The sequence below is a fragment of the Bradyrhizobium sp. Ken51 genome, from assembly GCF_055807435.1.
Genome location: NZ_JBVVPB010000035.1, coordinates 22,380 through 39,394 on the forward strand (window position 1 = coordinate 22,380; position 17,015 = coordinate 39,394).

Genomic DNA, 17,015 nt, shown 5'->3' on the forward strand with positions numbered 1-17,015 from the left:
TCGTCGGCAGTCACACCGCATCACCTGCGGCGCGTGGCGACGGCCCGCCTACGCTCATCCAAATAGCCGGGCCAGCGCATTCGATTGCTCGGCGAATTTTCGGGCGTTGGTCTTCCGAAGCCTTTCCAGGTTTTGCAGCTTCCATCGCACGCCGGGAAGCTGCTCCAAGTGCGGCACGCCCAGTAGCGACCATTCAGGCTCTGCGGCGACCAGCGACAGCAGGAAGCGGCGCTCATCGGCGTTCAGACCTTGCTGCAGTTCGCGCATCATTCGCTCGCGCGCTGCCAAGAGCGCGTCGAGTTCAACGGGCTCGGTGGTCATGCCCGCGAAATTGTGTTCGAACTCCTGGCGGAGATCCCGCAGCGATGGAAACAGGACCTCGTGCACCGGCCGGTTATGGCTCGCGAGATAGACGACGAAAGCGCGGCGAATGCCGGCCGTGATTCCCTCGTGCAGGAAAAGCTGCATGACGTCGAACAAATCGCGGGGATGCTGCCGGTCCATCGCCGCAACCAGTTTGCCGCCATACACGTCTTCGAACGACGCCACCGGGATTTCGAGATCCGCCTGCAGCGTGTCGCGCGCAGCCGCTGTCAGCGACGCCGTGTGCACCGGATGGACGGTGCCGCGCATGACGAAGTTGACCTCGATCTTGACCTCAATGCCGCCTCGCCGCACCATCAGCTTGGTCTCGCCGGATTCCGTCGCGGCCGGCGCATGGGTCAGAAAGCCCTGCTTCTGCAGGCGCGCTGCCGACTGACGGATGGCCTCGTTGATGCGCCGCAGCGCCTGCTCGCGCGGCAGTGTGTGGTCGGGAAACACCAGATCGAGATCGACCGAGAGCCGCGGCATGTCGCGCACGAACAGGTTGATCGCCGTGCCGCCCTTGAGTGCGAACGTATCGTCGACGAGCACCAGCGGCGCCACGCGCGTCAGCAACCGCGCGCTGTCGAGGTAGACCTGGTTCATGGCTTCAGCACCAGGAGCCCGTCACCGGAGCGGGACACCCAGGCCCTGTCGCTGCCTTTGGGCAGTTGAGACGGATCGAGCTTGCTGGCCCAGGGCTGAGAGAGTTCGCGGCCAAGCTGCAGGCACAGACGCACGGTCTTGACGCTGGTGCAGCGCTTGAGCAGGTCTCGCAGCAGATCGGCACGCAGGCCGTAAGTGCTTTCGACCAGCTCGCGCGCTTCTTGCAGCGGCTGCCGGACGCCGACTTCGCTCAGCACCTCCAGCAATGCGCGTTCCGGCGCCGAGACGAGCGGGCAGCCCTTGCGGCTCTCGAAGGGCCGGACATGAAGCAGCGCTCCGGGTTCTTCCTTGAAGAGTCGCTTGCGGTGGTACTCGGCCGGGAAGCGCTGGGTGAACCACTCCGGAAGGCGTCCCGCTTTCCAGCCGTACAGATGGAGGACGGGCCGCTGGGGGACGTACTGGCGGATGCCGTGCCAGTCGAAGGCCGACTTGCCGCCGACATGCAATCCTTCGAAGCTCCGCTGCAGCAGGACGAGGCTCGGGTGCAAAGTGGGCGGATCGTTTGGCCGGCAATAAACGCCGCGTGCCAACCGTTGCAACCAGCCGGCACGGACATAGTGGACGGCAAGGTCGGCCGATATCCCGAGGGCGGCGAGGTCATCGGAAGTCAGCGGCGCTCCCGGCGCCAAGCGGGTATAGAGCCTTTTTAATTTGTCTCGGTGAGTCGTAGCCATGCTACGATAATAAGAATAATGTCAAAGTTCCGCAAGCTTGAATTGGAAGCCAAAGTCGTAGTCAGGCTACGATAACCCGGATTAAGCTAAGAGAACCCCAAGACCGGCCAGGAACTCGTCAGCTGCGGTTGCGCTATGCTCCGCGATACCCGCCAGGTACCATGTGGTGCGCAATTCGGGTCTACTGACCGGAGCACGAACGCCTACTCTCCGCTGACAAGAAACCTTGCCGGCGAATACACCCCATGCAGAAGTCACCGCCCGATCCTCAATGTCGCCGATGCCGCGCCGACCGCGCCAATTCTGACCGGCTATGACGAGCAGCACCTCGTCACCTATCTCTGTCTGCTCGACGCCGCAGCCGATGGCGCCGACTGGAAAGAGGTCGCGCGGACCGTGCTGCATATTGACGTCGCGCGCGAGCCGGCCTTGGGAAACCCATCTCGCCCGTGCCCGCTGGATGACCGAGCATGGCTACCGGCATTTGCTGCGGGGCGGGGCACTGCACTGAGGGCGCCTACAGAATCCCCCAAGCCCGATATCGTCCCCTGCCGGTCACCTCTCGCAGGCCAAGCTCGCCGACCAGGTCCTGAGCGGCGCGCGGCGTGATCTTCAGCTCCTTCGCGATCGTACCGGCCGAGGCGATCGGCCGGGTCAGCATATAGTCGAGCAGCGCCGGCAGTTTTGACGTGGCGCGGCGACCGGCGAGTTTTCGGGCGAGCAGGGTTCGCTGGTTAAGCCAGCGGTCGTGGTCCTTGAGACCGGCCGCCGCGGCAGCAGTGATGGCCTCGAGCTGCACGGCGAGTCGCGCCGCCGCGTCGCGCGGCCGCCGGCGTTCGCGGGGGATGGCCTTCAGCCCGTCATGCAGGCAGGGCAGATGCCAGCGGGTCTTGGCCCGCGCGCGCAACACGCTGGCTGCCAGCAGCCGGCCGAGCCAGGGCGTGTGCTGCAGCGGGGAGATGGCGTCCCAAGCCTCGGTCGCAAGCGCGGCCGCGAGCGTCGGCGGCAATATGCGGGTCTGCTCGACCACGGCGCGCCAGTCGTCGAGACGCGCGTCCTCATCCCAGTCGGGGTCGTAGACCAGCGGGTCCCGCTCGGACTCGGTGCGGCTCCCGCCGGCGAGTGTCCGCTCCGCCTTGGCATTCGCGGCGTCGACCGCGGCGAAGGCGGCGGCGAGGTGCGGGTCGGACTCGGTGCCGCCAAGCCGCGTGTCGAGATCAGCGTCGTCCTGGTCTCCGCTATCATCGCCGCCGACGAAGTTTCGCTCCCCTTCCTTTCGGATGCCTCTCGCCTCCCACTCGCCCTGCCCGCTGCGGCCGCGCAGGCTGTCGAGCCCCGCTGGCGACGGCGCCCAATCGGACTTCGCGTTCGCGATGCGGCGCCGGGTCCGTAGCACGGCGTGGGCGCGCGTGAGTTCGTGGGTCGGTGCGCGGATGTCCATGCCAGCGTCGTGGAGAACCAGATCTTCGAGGTGGACCAGCTCGCCTTCCAGCCACAGACTGGCGCACGCGTCAGTATAATGTGTGCGCGCAATCCAGCCGTCGCGGATCGGGCTCTTGGCCAAGCGTTCGTCGAGCCGGGCAAGCGCGTCCTCCGCGATGGCGAGCGGCTCGGCGAGCTGAGCCCAAGGCAGTGGATCGGGGATTCGGTAACTGTCTTGCAAGGTCTTGATAACCTTAACACGAATCGGTCAAACAGAAGCTATCACGCGAATAGCTTCCGTCATAGCGACAGGCTGGTTCCCCCTGGGGCTCGCCGTCAATAACCACTGCAGGCCGTTAAAGCGTATCAGCGATCCGAGAGCCGCAGCCACGTAAACTCCCCTGCCCTGGCCCGGACAAGCCCCTTCCTTTCCGCGCGCCGCGGCCGCCCCAGCCGGCTCGCTTAGGCGGCTTCGATATCGGTTTGCGGAAAGTCACCGCCCTTGGACATCAAGGGCTGCCCCAGATGCCGGGCGCAAGCGTAGGCAAAACAGTCCCCGAAATTGAGGTTCGCCGGATGCCGGCCCTTGCCGAATCGGTCGAAGGCGTCGAGCGCGAGCCTTGCCGTTTCAAACGGCACCGCGACTACGGCGATCTCCATCAGAGCCAGATACTGTTCGACCGCTTCGGCGGCGGCGCTGACCGAAAGATCTAGCACGCCCGCGACCGCGACCGCCGCCTCCCATACCGCCAACGGGGACGTCAGACGCGCTCCGGTCTGCTGCAGGCGAGCCAAAAGCTCGCGTGCCTCCTCCTCGTCGGTCAGGAGCGCGGTCAAAGCCGACGCGTCGATGAACATCAGGTGTCCTCATACAAACTGTCGCGGAACGCCTTGTGGGCGGGCTGTCCCTTGGCGACGTCGCCTCTCGCACGTAGATCCCGGCAGAACTGGACGCCAAGGTCGACCAAAGACGGCTTGCCCTGCTCGCGCTCGAGCTCATGGGCGAGCGCCACGTGCACTGCTTCGGTGAGGCCGAGTTTTTTTAGCGAGGCCACCTTGCGAGCGAGCGCGTCGGTCTCAGGGTTCTTGATGTGGAAGGCCATGGCGCGCTCCTCTAGACCACGTAGTGTATACCGATATATCATCGCGGATACACTGACGGAAGGGCCGGCCTCGTCGTTTGCGCCCCTGAGACGCCGCGGCCTTCGTGGCGTGTGAAGGCAACTTTTATGGTTAGTTGTCTATGAACACCTGCCCTCTCCGTCTCCCGGATGCTGCTACCCTCAGGTCTGTCCTCGCAGATCCTTTGGCCTGGGGCTAATAACGACCATTCCGCCCTCGCCCGCTCCTTCCTTGCTTTGAATTCTGCGCGGCGCGGATCGACGTCGACTACAGATGCCATACCGATCGTGACTCGACTGGTGCGACGCGCCTTGGCGAATTGAAGCGAGGGATGACCGCAGGGCACAAATTGTTGTCAGCTGACAACATCCATCCTTGGTAGGCCCCTGTTGTCAGCTGACTCGCCCGGCGGGTCGCTGCTGTCTGCCAACCATTATCCAGGCGTCCGCGGTCAGATCGGCTTCGTTCGAGAGACACGCAGCTCGATATCCACGCCAGCACCCATCGGGAGATCGTATACGTTCGACGGCCTTGCCGCTCGCCAAAAGGAGCGCCCCCACGCCGGAGGCCTTCCGATCAGCCTCCCATTAGACCGGGCATTCAACCGCGAGCTCGGCCTGAACTTCGCCCAAGGTCCTGAATGCGTTCGCCTGCTTGGCCCCTCACGCCGGTCCATTGTTGCGCTGGTCGATTCGAGGCAACAGGAGGTTCCCGCGTGGCGATACGCGACGGGCTTTGGACGAAACCCGTCGATATCTGGGAGCCCGGGCGATCTCCGCGAGCATTGCCGCGAATGGATCTGAAGGCCCGGCGTCGAGCCTCCCGGCTCAACGTTGATCCGCACCACGGCATGCCGGCCGAGGTGACGGCCCGTTGCCGGATCGCACGCGCCCGGATGAAGCGATGATTGATGAGTTGCGGCACTCCAGCATCGCTGGAAAGGGGAGGAGGTCCGTTGCAGCGCCACGCCCTGAGGTCGATTGTCGCGGCTAGAGATCCGTCGGTGTGGCCACACGGCAGTACAAGAGAAGGAGCCAGCGTGGATGACTTGGGATGTGTCTGGTCGGTCGCGACCTGTTCGTCCGGCCGGCCGGTGGATCCCCCGCGACAGTGCGGCTCTTCTGATTGGCCTCTTTTGGGGCGAGCGGCGGCGCAGCGAAGTGACACGCCGGCCCCCCGATCGAGACCGGGAAGGTGCGGCGCGCCGCCGATCCAAGCGAGACGACATCGTCGCTTTACGCTGTCTCGCCATTCCAGCTCGGGCGTCTGAGGCCATTGTCGTGAACGAGGCGGGGAGGGGGCTTCTCGCACGACCGTGGCGCCAAGCGTCGGGCGACTGGCAGGCGGGAGGCGACGCTCTAGAATTTGCAGTACATGGCCTGACATCAGAGCACTCAACGGAGGCTACGCACCGGGGTGTGTCCCGTCGCCCGGGCTCCAGTCGTGGCAGCACCGTTCAACGCAGCGGTTGGCGAGCTACAAAATGACGCTCTGGGGACTCGTGAAGGCGAGCCGACTCACGCCATAGTCGAGGGTCATCCCGTTCGCTCTGAAGCCGTTGTTGTCAGCTGACAACAGCAGGGCCGTGCACCAAAAAAGGGGCCTGCGTGCCGTTCGGCACGTTAATAAGTCGTTAACCCTTTAATTCTTGCTCAAATCACAGAATCGTGGCCATCTCTCAAGACGGAGAGTAGGCGTCTGACGAGAAGAAACCGTCTTGAGAAGGCAAATGGCGATCTTAGCGGAAGATTCGGTTACCATGAGCGAGACTGCGTCTGCGCGGATCACTCGGCACGCGGGCATTCTTTCCGGCCAGCTTCGCTCGCTCGCGACAACTCTTTTCCCGCCCTCAGCGAGCAAGTCGCTCCGGTCGTTCACCTCTGGAGAGGTTGCGCGAATTGCGGGCGTGTCCGATGGGTATCTTCGGCAGCTCTCTCTCGACGGACTTGGACCGACCCCAGCGACAGGAACCGGGGGGCGACGGTCTTACACTCTGGGGCAGGTTCATGAGCTGCGCGAGTATTTAGCCACTGCGCGGCCGCGCGAAGCAATGGAATTCCTTCCGCGCCGGCGCCCAGGCGACAAGCTCCAAATCATCACCGTCGCAAACTTCAAAGGCGGCTCCGCCAAGACGACGACGGCATTGTATCTGTCGCAATACCTCGCCCTTGCCGGCTTTCGGGTCCTCGCGATTGACCTCGATCCGCAAGCTTCGCTTTCTGCAATGTTCGGGTACCAACCCGAGTTTGACATTGGGGCGAACGAAACCCTGTACGGGGCCATCCGATATGACGAACACCGCCGGCCCCTGCGCGAGATTGTCCGGCCGACCTATTTTGACGGGATAGGGCTCGTTCCAGGCAATCTCGAGCTTATGGAGTTTGAGCACACTACGCCTCGAGCAATGGTCGAGCGGCGAGAACGCGGACACGACCTGTTCTTTCGCCGCGTCGCCAGTGCCATCGACCAGGTTGCAGACGAATACGACGTCGTTGTCATCGACTGCCCACCCCAACTTGGTTATCTGACCATGGGCGCGCTAAACGCGGCGACCGCTATGCTCGTGACCATCCATCCGCAGATGGTCGATGTCGCATCCATGAGCCAATTTCTCCTCATGACGTCGGACCTCATGTCCGTCATCGAAGAAGCTGGCGGGCGACTCGATCACGATTTCATCCGGTACGTCATCACGCGTCACGATCCCAATGACGTGCCTGAAGCTCAAATTGTGGCCCTGCTCCGTACCCTCTTTGGTTCGGATGTGCTGCAGGCGACGGTGTGGAAATCGACCGCCATCGCCAATGCTGGTCTCACCAAGCAATCACTTTATGAGCTGGAGCGCGGCGCCGTGGGGCGGGGCGCCTACGATCGAGCGTTGGAGTCGGTCGACGCGGTCAATGCCGAAATCGCGCAACTTCTTAAGAAGGTGTGGGGTCGATGAGCAAACGTACTGACACTATCAAGAGCCTTTTCACGGCCCCGCAATCAAGTGCGTTGTCAGCTGACAACATGCCCGCTGCCTTGCCGCGGGTCTCGTCGGGCTCGGTTCGCTCGTTGAAAGACTCTTTCTCTGAGGTCGAGAAAGAGAACGAGGAGCTTCGCGAAAGAATTGCATCCGGGGCTGTGATACTTGAAATCGACCCCTCGCTCGTCGATCCGTCGCCGCTGGCCGACCGTTTTCGCGATCAGGATGATAGCTCGTTCGAAGCGCTCAAACAGTCGATCGCACAGCGTGGCCAAGAGGTGCCCATTCTCGTTCGGGAGCATCCTGAAGCGAAAGGGCGCTATCAGAGCGCCTATGGTCATCGCCGCGTCCGCGCCACGCGCGAACTAGGTATTTCCGTCAAAGCGATTCTGCGATCGTTGTCAGATGAAGCGCTTGTCGTGGCGCAAGGACTCGAGAACGCACCGCGCGAAGATTTGAGTTTCATCGAGCGCGCCAGCTTCGCGATGCATATCGAGGATGCCGGGCATAGCCGCTCAGTCGTGCAAGATGCGTTGTCGGTCGATCGGGCGGAGGCCTCGAAACTTCTCGCCGTGGCTCGATCGGTTCCCGCCGAGGTCATTCAAGCAATCGGGAAAGCTCCGAAAGTTGGCCGCGGCCGCTGGCAGTCATTCGCTGAATTGATCAAGGATTCCGCGGCACTCAAACGTGTCAGAGCGGCGATCGCCGAATCTAAATTTGCAGAGCGCGAAACCGACGCACGATTTCTTGCAGCATTCTCCGCAGCAACCCGTCCATCTCGCGGGGAGCCCCGGAAAGAGCCGGACGAGAAGCCGGTCTTTTCCGTGTCCGGGGATAAGATTGCGCACGTGCGTCAGGCCGAGCGCGAATTGAAGCTTACCATCGACAAGAATGTCTCGACGACATTCGCGGCATTTCTTGTGGACCAACTCCCGGCCCTGTTCGACGCCTTTTCCAAGACGCGCAGTGGTCAGGAAAGTACCGAGACCTGACGGTCTCGTCCCGTAAACACGAACCAGGAGCAGACAAGGCAAAAGAAAAAGGCCCCCGAAACGGAGTTCCGGAAGCCCTTCTCTTCAAGTTTGGCGACTGACAGAGAATCACTTTCGCGAATCGCAGTCAAGAGTTTCTACGCGATTTTATCGTTGTTTCGGCGAGCGGATTTTCTTTGCCCAACTGAGGCAAAGACATGCAGTCACACTCTCCAACGACGCCCTTTGGGCGGCGATCGTTGACGCTTGCCCATGTGGCAAGCCAGATGGTCGCAACGGAACGTCCACCCGAAAAGCTCGTGCACAAATGGAAGATCTTCCACGCCATCTGCACGGCACGGCCGCGCCTTGGGGTGTCGGAGCGCGCGCTCTCGGTGTTGAACGCGCTCCTAACTTTCCATCCCGAGACCGCGCTGACAGGAGAGGATGACCTGATCGTCTTCCCCTCGAACCATCAGCTCGCGCGGCGAGCGCACGGCATGCCGGCATCGACGCTGCGCCGTCACCTCGCTGTGCTGGTCGACGCGGGGCTAATCGTTCGGCGCGACAGTCCAAATGGCAAGCGATATGCGCGGAAGGACGATGCTGGCGAAATCGAGCTCGCGTTCGGCTTCGATCTGTCACCGCTCGTTGTGCGATCGGAAGAGTTCGAGAGCCTGGCGGCCGATATTGAAGCCGAGGCCCGCGCACTCAAGCTCGTGCGTGAGCGGATTACACTGTGCAGGCGCGACATCGCGAAGATGATTGCAACTGGCATCGAGGAAGCCGTCCCGACGCGAAGGGGAGGGCAGGGGCCTGCCGATTGGCAGGTCGTGCACGCTGCCTTCCGCGCGATCGTCGATCAGATTCCGCGCACGGCGACGCGCCAGCAGCTCGAGCCGATCGCCGACGAATTGTCTCAGCTCGCCGACGACGTACTCAATCTTCTGGAAACACATATTAAATCCAGGAATCCGGGCGCCAATGAGTCCCATTCTGAGCGCCACATACAGAATTCAAATACAGATACCCTCATTGATCTTGAACCTGTCTTCCGAGAAGGCAGGGCGGCGGGAGCTGAGCCCAAACCTCAACCCTCGCGAGTCGGGGAGGGGGCGTATCCGTTAGGAATGGTCCTGAGTGCCTGCCCGGACATCGTCGATTATGCGAAGTGCGGAGTTTCGAACTGGCGCGATTTCCTGGCCACAGCGGCCGTTGTACGATCGATGCTGGGGATCAGTCCGAGCGCCTGGGAGGAGGCGCAAAAGATTATGGGCGAGGTGCCCGCAGCCATCGTCGTCGCGTGTATCCTGCAGCGGGGGTCGGCGATCAATTCCGCCGGCGGTTATCTGCGCGGTCTGACGCGAAAAGCCGAGGTCGGCGAATTTTCGCTTGGCCCGATCCTGATGGCACAGATCAATTCTCGCCGGCGAGGCAAGCAGCGGGCGTGAGGCGATGAGGCGGCGTTCCCAGAACCTTGCCGTTTTCGTTTAATCGAAGATGCGCGTGCTGACCCGGCTACTGTGCTGTGTCGACACAAAGCCGTTCGGAGAGATCGTCATGGCAAAACACGCTGCAATCGTCCTCACGCCGTTTTTCCAGCCTCGTGATGAAGGCGCCGCGGAGCAACGGATGTACGTGGCGGGGTTCGCGGACGAGGCGGGCGAGGCCTGGGGGACGCTGATTCCGTTGAATGCGGAGATGGTCGAGCACGCCGTTCTGGGACAACAGACATTGACCGTCTGGTGCAACTCCGACGGACGCATCTAGCCGCAGCCGAGCAGCGACAGTCTTTTTGAAGATCTTCTGGAGAAAGGTCAATTGAAGGAAACGCCCCCCATGAGCTCGTCGCCGAAGCCATCGAGCAGGGCAAGAATGAACCCAATGATGACATCCTCGATATGTTCGAGACCCTGCATGAGCGGCTGGTGCAGGCGCAGGGCATGGTCGCTGACGAGATCGCGCGGCGCCGGCGATGACTCTTCGCGGTGCGTGCGCGGTTTCATGCTCCGGGGTGAGCTCGTGCTAACGCGAGCACCGCGACGGCGGGCGGCCGATACCCGGACCGGTTGATGAAAACATAGAAAACCGATGACCGGGCCGCGCTCCGACTACGCTTAAGCTTCGCCGGAGCCGGAAAACAGCACCGTCGGTGGCGTCGCGCGCGGCGGCGGGAGAGTCCGACCGCCCGGGGCTCCCGGTCTGCTCTTGAGATCGTATCGCTGGGCTAGGTCGAGTAGCCGCCGCTTGGTGAACGGGTCCGCGTTCTCCGCCAGATCGCGCGCCCGCTGCGCGAAGCTCCTATAAAATTCTTCCACGACGCCAACCCCCGCAACATCACTGAAAATCGGATTTCAACGTGAGACGCGCTCCGCGTCAAGCGGCCTGGTGCATGCGGACCATTTTCGGCGATTTACTTGTGCTCGCGGCGCAGGGGGAACTAAGCTGGTCCCGGCAGGCAAAAATCATGACTCCGCTCTACCTCAGCCGGAAGCTGTGCCCGAAGTGCGGTAAGCCGATGACGGCCGTGCCCGACGACGTCGCGCCCGGCCGGCCGCGCTACGTCTGCGTGGTCTGCGAGGACGATCCGCTGCGCGATCCCGCCGCCCGGAAGTGGGCGGAAAGCCCGCTGCGACCACCGGCCAAATAACGTTCGAGTTGAATCGAGTCCGGGTCGGATTGCTGCAGAGGCCGCTTTTGCTCACAACCCTCTCCGACGATGTGGCGTGGCAACCCGAACGACCAGCTTCGTTCCATCGCGCGTGCCGGCGGAATCGTCCCGGACTCGGAGGCCGGCATGCCCAGCGACGGTAGCATCTGTTTTACGCCTCGCGGGGCGCTCGGTCGCATGGATGCGGTGGGCGGGTTGCATCCACATGGCGAGTACGTTGCCAGCCTCGTTATCGATCTTGCGCTGGCAACTTCGACGGCTACGCCGAAATGCTGACGGTGACGATCTCCATTGCGGGTGATGCGCGCCGCTTGCCGCGCCCATTGCCTGAGATCCGAATGGCCGAACGGATCGGGGCCGCCTGTCTTCATTCCATGTGGTTTAGCGACGGCGCACCCATCAGCATCCTCGATAGAGGCTGGTCTGACCGAAGGCCGATCCCGCTTCGCGGGCTCTCGATCTTGTCCCTGCAACGTCCGTCCTCGACTTTCTTCCCCTGGCGCTGCGCACCATTCCTCGCGGTCCAAGAAAGTCGCTGCCGGCCGCCCTCCATTTCATTTCGGCCCTTTGGGTGCAGGTCGATCGCCTCCGATCTCACGACCGCCATCGAGGTCGCGATAGGCGCGGCCCGAAAAAACCAAGGGAATGAGACAATGGCTACCATCGGCACCTTCACCTCCACGGGCAATGGCTTCTCCGGCGCGATCAAGACGCTCAACCTCAACGTCAAGGCCAAGCTGATCCGCGTCGACACCCCTTCCGACAAGGGACCGCACTTCCGCATCTACTCCGGCAACGTCGAGTTGGGCGCCGCCTGGCAGAAGACCGCCAAGGACACCGAGCGCGACTACCTCTCCGTCAAGCTGGACGATCCGAGCTTCCCGGCTCCGATCTACGCCACCCTGATCGAGGTCGAAGGTGCGGATGGCCTCCAGCTGATCTGGTCCCGGCCGAACCGGGACTGAAGCTTCAGGAAGCCGGCTCCGCCGCAAGGCGGGGCCCGCTTCCCTTCTACCGGAGATGCGATCATGACCGTCGACACCATTGAAGAACTGCGCGCCGAACTGCGCGAATGCGTGTTCACGCCGGCGGAGCGCAAGGCGCTCGAACTCGAACTGGCCGAACTCATCCGCCGACGTAACGAAACACTCGCTGCCGAGGAGCGGGCATAAGCCCGCTACTCTTGCATCTTACGGTGCACGCGTCGTAACGGTCCGCTCCTCCGTTGAGACCGTCCTTGATGGCTTTGGCAGGCGTAAAAGTCAGCTTCCTGGAAGCTGCGATCGCAATCGTTGCACCGGTCATGGATTGCGGCGCTCACAAGCGGGGCTATCCTTGACCTTGAACTTGCCGAACCCCAGGTAGGCTCGTCTCGGCTCCGCTCACGGCCGCATCAGCGATCGCCTTGAAAACGCCAGCGACGATGGTTTTCGCTTGAGCCTTTTGTCAGGTCGTTCTCGGCTGCGATCTCATTGGCAGTTGTCATCGGACGAGCTCCGTCTTGTTTGGATTTTGCTCGTCTGAGACCAAGGCCGTGGAACAGATAGAGCCGCTTCACAGGCAGAGCCGCAATCCTCGAAAATTGTCAGACTAAGACGGTTTTTCGTCCGCGACAGCGTAACCGCGTCTCCGCTTGGCACGCTCCAGGCGGACGAATGCTTTGTTCGCATCCGCACTACCATCGAAGGTCTGCACCATGGTCTTGCCACTCGTGCCGATCCGGCCCCAATTGCGGATCAGCGACATTTCGCTGAACAAGGTGGGCCGCGTGGATAGCGCATAAACCGTCGCATGTTGCGCGCGGCATCGATGCGGCGCAGATGAAGCGGCTATGGTTCGGGTTTTGGCACAAACAGATTCTCGCTTCCGACGGAAGTGGCGTCCAATGAGTTTTATGAATCGACCGGGCAGATCGATTCATTTTATCAATAGGTCCATCGGGCCGGAAGATGCCACAACCCCCGTCTTATTTGCCTGATTGAATCTCTCCTCGATGAAGACTTCGCCATCGGGGCGCGCGTCGTAATGCCTAACTTGCAATTGCACCAGCCCTGAACACAACAGCGGCCCACAAGAGGTCGGCTCCTGATTCAAAAGTTCCTGCGGCTCTTACAGCCCTGCATACCTGGGGAGCCCCTTCGGGGACGGCTCTACTCGCGCCGCCGCGGCGACGCTCCCGGAGCCCACGAGGTCTCCGCGCCTTCGCGTGACGATCCTCTCGCGACCTGTTGCGGAGCGACCAGCAGCGAGCCCAATCCCAGTTCGCGCCCAGAATTTCCCTCGATGACTATGGGCTGACCTGACTCTTCTGGCAGGGGATTCCCCGGACGAATTCCGGGATCGTTCTGGTGACCGGATTCGCTGTTGGTTCAAACCAACATCCGCTACGACATGATTGGACGAGGAAATGCCGCCTGCGCCGTTGGACCCATTTCGGACCTTAAGATGAAGACCATCGTCATCAACAATCAAAAGGGCGGGGTCGGCAAGACGACGCTTGCGGTGCATTTGGCCTGGTTCATGGCGGAAGCGGATCTCCGCGTTCTCGTGATCGACGTTGATGCGCAGAGCAATGCATCGGATACGTTGAGACACTACGCAGGTTCAACGTTAGCCGCGGATCTGTTCAAGCCGGGGACACAGGTCGTACCTCGGGAAGACGAAGGCCTAACGCTCGCGCCGGCCGATAGTTCGTTGACCGATCTCGATCGCAGCAGTGCGGTCGCCATAACGACCCTGCAAGAGAACCTCGCTCTCGCGTCGGATCAGTTCGATGCCTGCGTCATCGACACGCCGCCATCACTTGGACTTCGCAGTGTCGGCTGCTTGGTTGCGGCCTCGCATGTGCTGGCCCCTATTTATCTGGAGGACTATTCGATCAAAGGCGTCAAAGGTCTGATGCAGACCGTGATCGGCGTGCAGAGGCGCTATGGCCGCCAGGATACCAAGTTCCTCGGGTTGCTGCCTTCGAACTTCAACACGAAATCGCCCCGTCAAAGGACCCATCTTGAGCAACTCTTGCGCGAGGCGGGAAAATATGTGTTCCCGGGCCAGATCGTTGCAAGGGACGGCTACGCCGAGGCCGTTGCGGAACGCCTGCCGGTCTGGAAGCTGAAGCGCCGCTCTGCGCAGGAGGCTGGTCGGGAAATCCGCGATGTTCTCGCCAAGATCGTCGCGCAGATGGACGAGCTGGCCCATGGCGCTTGATCTCAGCTTTAAGCAGCTCATCGACGCAGCGGAAGGTGGTGCCGCCACCATCGGACGGCCGACTTGCATCGCCATCGACCGTATTGACGAAGATCCGGACCAGCCTCGTCGCAGTTTCGACGAACAGAAGCTGGAAGAGCTTGCGGAATCGGTCCGTCAGCATGGTGTGCTGCAGCCGATCGTGCTGAGGCAAGCGACGGAGCAAGGCCGATACGTGATCGTCATGGGTGCGAGGCGGTATCGCGCTGCTAAGCGCGCCGGTCTCCGTGACATCCCGGCTTTCATTCATGCCGTTGGTTCTGCGGATCGTTATGCTCAGATGATCGAGAATATCCAGCGCGACGACCTCAATGCCCCCGAAATCGCGGCGTTCATCGCGGGTCGCTTGGAGCATGGTGATAACCAGGCCGACATTTCGCGCAAGCTCGGCAAGCCCAGGGACTGGGTATCTCGCTACGCGTCGGTCCAGTGCATGCCGGAATTCCTCCGGTCGAAGCTTACCGGCTCATCAATCCGTGCTGTGTATGAACTCTACCAGGCTTGGCGTGAGCAGCCCAGCGCCATCGAGACTCTATGCGCAGCACAGGAAAGCTTCACCGACGCCAACGCCCGACAATTGGCTCGCAAAGTTCGGACGGAAGTCCGGGGCTCCCCTGCTGATGGCGAAGGGCCGCCCGGAGCTCAACCCGCACGAAGCCAGACCGCACCGCAAGTGGAATCGCGACCTAAAGAGAGAGACCGTTTGCCGGCGATCGCGGAAAAGTCTCCCAGCTCTGCGGTCGATCGGAACGCGCGAATGAGCCCATCATTGACGATCAGAGTGCGTCACCAAGATCGCACTGGCTGTCTTCTGGTCGATCGACTCGCATCTCAAGGCTCTCGCTATGCCGTACTGCTGATTGATGGCGCAGAAGAGGCGGAAGAGGTTCCAGCATCAACGGTCACTCTCGAAGAGATCCTTTTCGCATGAAGCTTGTCTTTGACAGCCTCCTCAGAAACACTGCTGCGGTTGGTGCGCCGGCGGAGCGGATTTCCCATCCGAAGGATGGCGCGTTAGCGCAGCAGCCGGAGGCCGAACGCGCCCCCCACAGCGCTGTAGAGAGGCCGGAGGCTGCTGGAAAGCCGCGGTCCACATATTCGGTCCCAATATTGCCGATCGGCACGCGCGGCGTTCGTGGAAAAGGATTAGGGGCGACGGCTGGGCCATTGCTGGAGGAATTCTCCGCGTCAATCGTCGGTTGGAGTGGACCTCACCTGCTGCAACTCCCGAGCCTTGACTGCCGAGCCTGTTGGTTTGAACCAACGTGGAGGGGGTGGAGAGATTCGCACTTTCTAGTGCAGGATAGGCTTCGCGCCGGCGATGTATTACATCGCGATCGGGATTGGACTGCATGGCTCTGATCTCGCTTCGCGTTTCCGACGAAGTCGCGGCGCAGTTCGCCGCTTTTGCAGCCACCCAGGGCGGCAAGTCCGCGCTGCTGCGGCGTCTCATTGCTGACGCACTTGCCGCGCCAGCGCCCCGCATCTTGGCGTTGCCGGTTGGACGGCCGGAGAAGGTGACGGTGCGGTTTCGCGAGAGCGAGATGCGGCAGCTCGCGGAAGTCTCACATCAGCGCGGCATGACCCGCACCGGCTGGATTGTTGCGCTGGTGCGCTCGCGATTGGGGTCACCAGTGCAGCATTCCCCCGATGAGCATGCTGCGCTCCGCGCGATCGTTCGCGAGCTCAACCGGATCGGCGGCAACATCAACCAGATCGCGCGTGCCGCAAACACGAGTGTATTGCAAGGCAGGGCGGTTGAGCCCGATCTGTCCGCAATTCAGGAGGCCAAATTGGTCATTGAAGCAGAGCTCGCGAAACTTCGTAATGCGCTGCACGGCAACGCCGACTATTGGGATGGACGGCGATGACTCGGCGCCATTCGCCGCGGCCGACCGACCTAGCTTCCGAACTTCCGCCGATCTCGTATGTCTGGGAAACTCCCAATCGGCGCCCACGGCGGGCCGAGTGGGATATCCCCGATCCGGCCGCTCCCAGCCGCCTTACGCCGGCGATGCGTGCAAAGCTCGAACGCATCGTGCGCCGCGCACCAGAGGTGATGGTCAAGATCACCGGCCGCACTAAAGACGCGGTGCATCTCAAGTCACACCTTGCATATATCACGCGAAACGGCGAGCTCGATGCGGAAACAGAGCAGGGCGCGACGCTGACGGGTCGTACCGGATTGAAGGACCTGCAGCAACGCTGGGAGGATGATGCAGGTCTCGACGACAAGCGCCGCCGTGATGGATCGCTTTCGATCAACATCATTCTGTCGATGCCGGCTGGCAATGATGCCGTCGCCGTCAAGGATTCAGCTCGGGCATTTGCCATCGAGACGTTCGGCAATAATCATGACTACGTCTTCGTTCAGCACCTCGACAACAAGCATCCCCACGTACACTTGACCGTTCGGTCCCTGGGCCATGACGGCAAGCGCCTCAACCCTCGCAAGGAGGATCTTCAGGCCTGGCGCGAACGGTTTGCCGGCGAGCTCCGGCTTCGCGGGATCGCGGCGGAGGCAACGCCGCGGCGAACCCGCGGACGGGTTCGAAAGGCCGATCGCGGGGTGGTCCTCGCTTTGCGCAAGCGAAAGATCACACCCGATGTCGATCGGCTCGCCCGAAAGGAGGTGCTTTCGGAGTTGAGGGGCGGCAGGACTGCCAAACCATCCTTGGGACGAACAGATTAAGTCACGTCAGGACGCGATCCGGCGGCGATATCTCGACTATGCCGCGGAGCTGCACCGCTCTGGAGCGGCAGCAGATCACGAGTTGGCTTGCCAAGTTCGGCAATTCGTCGACGATATGCCCGCTGTCGTAACCCGCCGGCATACGTTGAAGCACGAACTTTCGGAGCTGGCCACTAGTCGGCGTCGAGACGCGAAGCAGGATTTTGATGCAGAGCGGCAC

General features: G+C 62.0%; 18 protein-coding genes and 3 pseudogenes. 12 read left to right on the forward strand and 9 right to left on the reverse strand.

What is annotated here, in order from left to right; translation table 11 throughout:
• Window positions 1–54: 54 nt before the first annotated feature.
• Both AC0L27_RS35015 and AC0L27_RS35020 read right to left on the reverse strand, forming a co-directional pair.
• Entirely contained in the window at window positions 55–969 is a 915-nt protein-coding gene (locus tag AC0L27_RS35015; protein WP_473322294.1) for a nucleotidyl transferase AbiEii/AbiGii toxin family protein, read from the reverse strand.
• Window positions 966–1,703 (reverse strand): type IV toxin-antitoxin system AbiEi family antitoxin domain-containing protein, encoded by a 738-nt coding sequence (locus AC0L27_RS35020; RefSeq protein WP_473322295.1) that lies wholly within the window; start codon window positions 1,701–1,703, stop codon window positions 966–968. Before AC0L27_RS35020 ends, AC0L27_RS35015 begins: the two co-directional genes overlap by 4 nt.
• 245 nt (window positions 1,704–1,948) lie before the next feature.
• Between AC0L27_RS35020 and AC0L27_RS35025 the strand changes: the two are divergent.
• Window positions 1,949–2,214: pseudogene (locus AC0L27_RS35025) on the forward strand (DNA -binding domain-containing protein).
• Between the two features lie 6 nt (window positions 2,215–2,220).
• On the opposite strand, the gene AC0L27_RS35030 reads toward AC0L27_RS35025, so the two are convergent.
• The 3 genes from AC0L27_RS35030 to AC0L27_RS35040 form a co-directional block, all read right to left on the reverse strand.
• On the reverse strand, window positions 2,221–3,366 hold the full coding sequence (locus AC0L27_RS35030) for an RHE_PE00001 family protein (protein ID WP_473322297.1): 1,146 nt from the start codon (window positions 3,364–3,366) through the stop codon (window positions 2,221–2,223).
• Window positions 3,367–3,587: 221 nt separating this feature from the next.
• Window positions 3,588–3,983 (reverse strand): type II toxin-antitoxin system VapC family toxin, encoded by a 396-nt coding sequence (locus AC0L27_RS35035; RefSeq protein ID WP_473322299.1) that lies wholly within the window; start codon window positions 3,981–3,983, stop codon window positions 3,588–3,590.
• The gene (locus tag AC0L27_RS35040) at window positions 3,983–4,228 is read right to left on the reverse strand and encodes a type II toxin-antitoxin system VapB family antitoxin (RefSeq protein ID WP_473322301.1); all 246 of its coding nucleotides are present in this window, start codon (window positions 4,226–4,228) and stop codon (window positions 3,983–3,985) included. The genes AC0L27_RS35035 and AC0L27_RS35040 overlap by 1 nt, the downstream gene beginning before the upstream one ends.
• A 1,748-nt stretch (window positions 4,229–5,976) precedes the next feature.
• On the opposite strand from AC0L27_RS35040, the gene repA reads away from it, so the two are divergent.
• The 4 genes from repA (at window position 5,977) to AC0L27_RS35060 (ending at window position 9,956) form a co-directional block, all read left to right on the forward strand.
• Window positions 5,977–7,191, forward strand: coding sequence for a plasmid partitioning protein RepA (gene repA / locus AC0L27_RS35045; RefSeq protein WP_473322304.1), 1,215 nt, complete (start codon window positions 5,977–5,979; stop codon window positions 7,189–7,191).
• A complete protein-coding gene (gene repB / locus AC0L27_RS35050) occupies window positions 7,188–8,207 on the forward strand; it encodes a plasmid partitioning protein RepB (RefSeq protein WP_473322306.1) in 1,020 nt (339 codons plus the stop codon). The genes repA and repB overlap by 4 nt, the downstream gene beginning before the upstream one ends.
• A gap of 197 nt (window positions 8,208–8,404) precedes the next feature.
• On the forward strand, window positions 8,405–9,637 hold the full coding sequence (repC, locus tag AC0L27_RS35055) for a plasmid replication protein RepC (protein ID WP_473322308.1): 1,233 nt from the start codon (window positions 8,405–8,407) through the stop codon (window positions 9,635–9,637).
• Window positions 9,638–9,746: 109 nt separating this feature from the next.
• The gene (locus tag AC0L27_RS35060) at window positions 9,747–9,956 is read left to right on the forward strand and encodes a hypothetical protein (protein WP_473322310.1); all 210 of its coding nucleotides are present in this window, start codon (window positions 9,747–9,749) and stop codon (window positions 9,954–9,956) included.
• Window positions 9,957–10,003: 47 nt separating this feature from the next.
• Here the strand turns inward: AC0L27_RS35060 and AC0L27_RS35065 are convergent, their stop codons facing one another.
• The gene (locus AC0L27_RS35065; protein ID WP_473322311.1) at window positions 10,004–10,192 is read right to left on the reverse strand and encodes a hypothetical protein; all 189 of its coding nucleotides are present in this window, start codon (window positions 10,190–10,192) and stop codon (window positions 10,004–10,006) included.
• Window positions 10,193–10,303: 111 nt separating this feature from the next.
• Window positions 10,304–10,504 (reverse strand): hypothetical protein, encoded by a 201-nt coding sequence (locus AC0L27_RS35070; protein WP_473322313.1) that lies wholly within the window; start codon window positions 10,502–10,504, stop codon window positions 10,304–10,306.
• Between the two features lie 149 nt (window positions 10,505–10,653).
• Here AC0L27_RS35070 and AC0L27_RS35075 point away from each other — a divergent pair, with 149 nt between their 5' ends.
• From AC0L27_RS35075 to AC0L27_RS35085, 3 genes are all read left to right on the forward strand, one after another.
• Window positions 10,654–10,836 carry a hypothetical protein gene (locus AC0L27_RS35075; RefSeq protein ID WP_473322315.1) on the forward strand — a complete coding sequence of 61 codons (183 nt, stop codon included), beginning with the start codon at window positions 10,654–10,656 and terminating at the stop codon, window positions 10,834–10,836.
• Window positions 10,837–11,510: 674 nt separating this feature from the next.
• The gene (locus tag AC0L27_RS35080) at window positions 11,511–11,822 is read left to right on the forward strand and encodes a DUF736 domain-containing protein (protein WP_473322318.1); all 312 of its coding nucleotides are present in this window, start codon (window positions 11,511–11,513) and stop codon (window positions 11,820–11,822) included.
• A 63-nt stretch (window positions 11,823–11,885) separates the two neighbouring features.
• Entirely contained in the window at window positions 11,886–12,029 is a 144-nt protein-coding gene (locus AC0L27_RS35085; RefSeq protein WP_473322319.1) for a hypothetical protein, read from the forward strand.
• A 49-nt stretch (window positions 12,030–12,078) separates the two neighbouring features.
• On the opposite strand, the pseudogene AC0L27_RS35090 reads toward AC0L27_RS35085, so the two are convergent.
• Together AC0L27_RS35090 and AC0L27_RS35095 are read right to left on the reverse strand one after the other, a co-directional pair.
• Window positions 12,079–12,343: pseudogene (locus AC0L27_RS35090) on the reverse strand (HU family DNA-binding protein); the annotation flags it as partial.
• Between the two features lie 104 nt (window positions 12,344–12,447).
• Window positions 12,448–12,650 (reverse strand): annotated as a pseudogene (locus AC0L27_RS35095) (WGR domain-containing protein).
• A 652-nt stretch (window positions 12,651–13,302) separates the two neighbouring features.
• Here AC0L27_RS35095 and AC0L27_RS35100 point away from each other — a divergent pair.
• The 4 genes from AC0L27_RS35100 to AC0L27_RS35115 all read left to right on the forward strand — a co-directional run bounded on the left by AC0L27_RS35100 (window position 13,303) and on the right by AC0L27_RS35115 (window position 16,795).
• Window positions 13,303–14,064 carry a ParA family protein gene (locus AC0L27_RS35100; protein ID WP_473322321.1) on the forward strand — a complete coding sequence of 254 codons (762 nt, stop codon included), beginning with the start codon at window positions 13,303–13,305 and terminating at the stop codon, window positions 14,062–14,064.
• Complete coding sequence (locus tag AC0L27_RS35105; protein WP_473322322.1) at window positions 14,054–15,034, forward strand: ParB/RepB/Spo0J family partition protein; 981 nt, start codon at window positions 14,054–14,056, stop codon at window positions 15,032–15,034. Before AC0L27_RS35100 ends, AC0L27_RS35105 begins: the two co-directional genes overlap by 11 nt.
• A gap of 421 nt (window positions 15,035–15,455) precedes the next feature.
• Window positions 15,456–15,974 carry a plasmid mobilization protein gene (locus tag AC0L27_RS35110; RefSeq protein WP_473322324.1) on the forward strand — a complete coding sequence of 173 codons (519 nt, stop codon included), beginning with the start codon at window positions 15,456–15,458 and terminating at the stop codon, window positions 15,972–15,974.
• A gap of 143 nt (window positions 15,975–16,117) precedes the next feature.
• Entirely contained in the window at window positions 16,118–16,795 is a 678-nt protein-coding gene (locus tag AC0L27_RS35115; protein ID WP_473322325.1) for a relaxase/mobilization nuclease domain-containing protein, read from the forward strand.
• The last annotated feature ends 220 nt before the right edge of the window (window positions 16,796–17,015 follow it).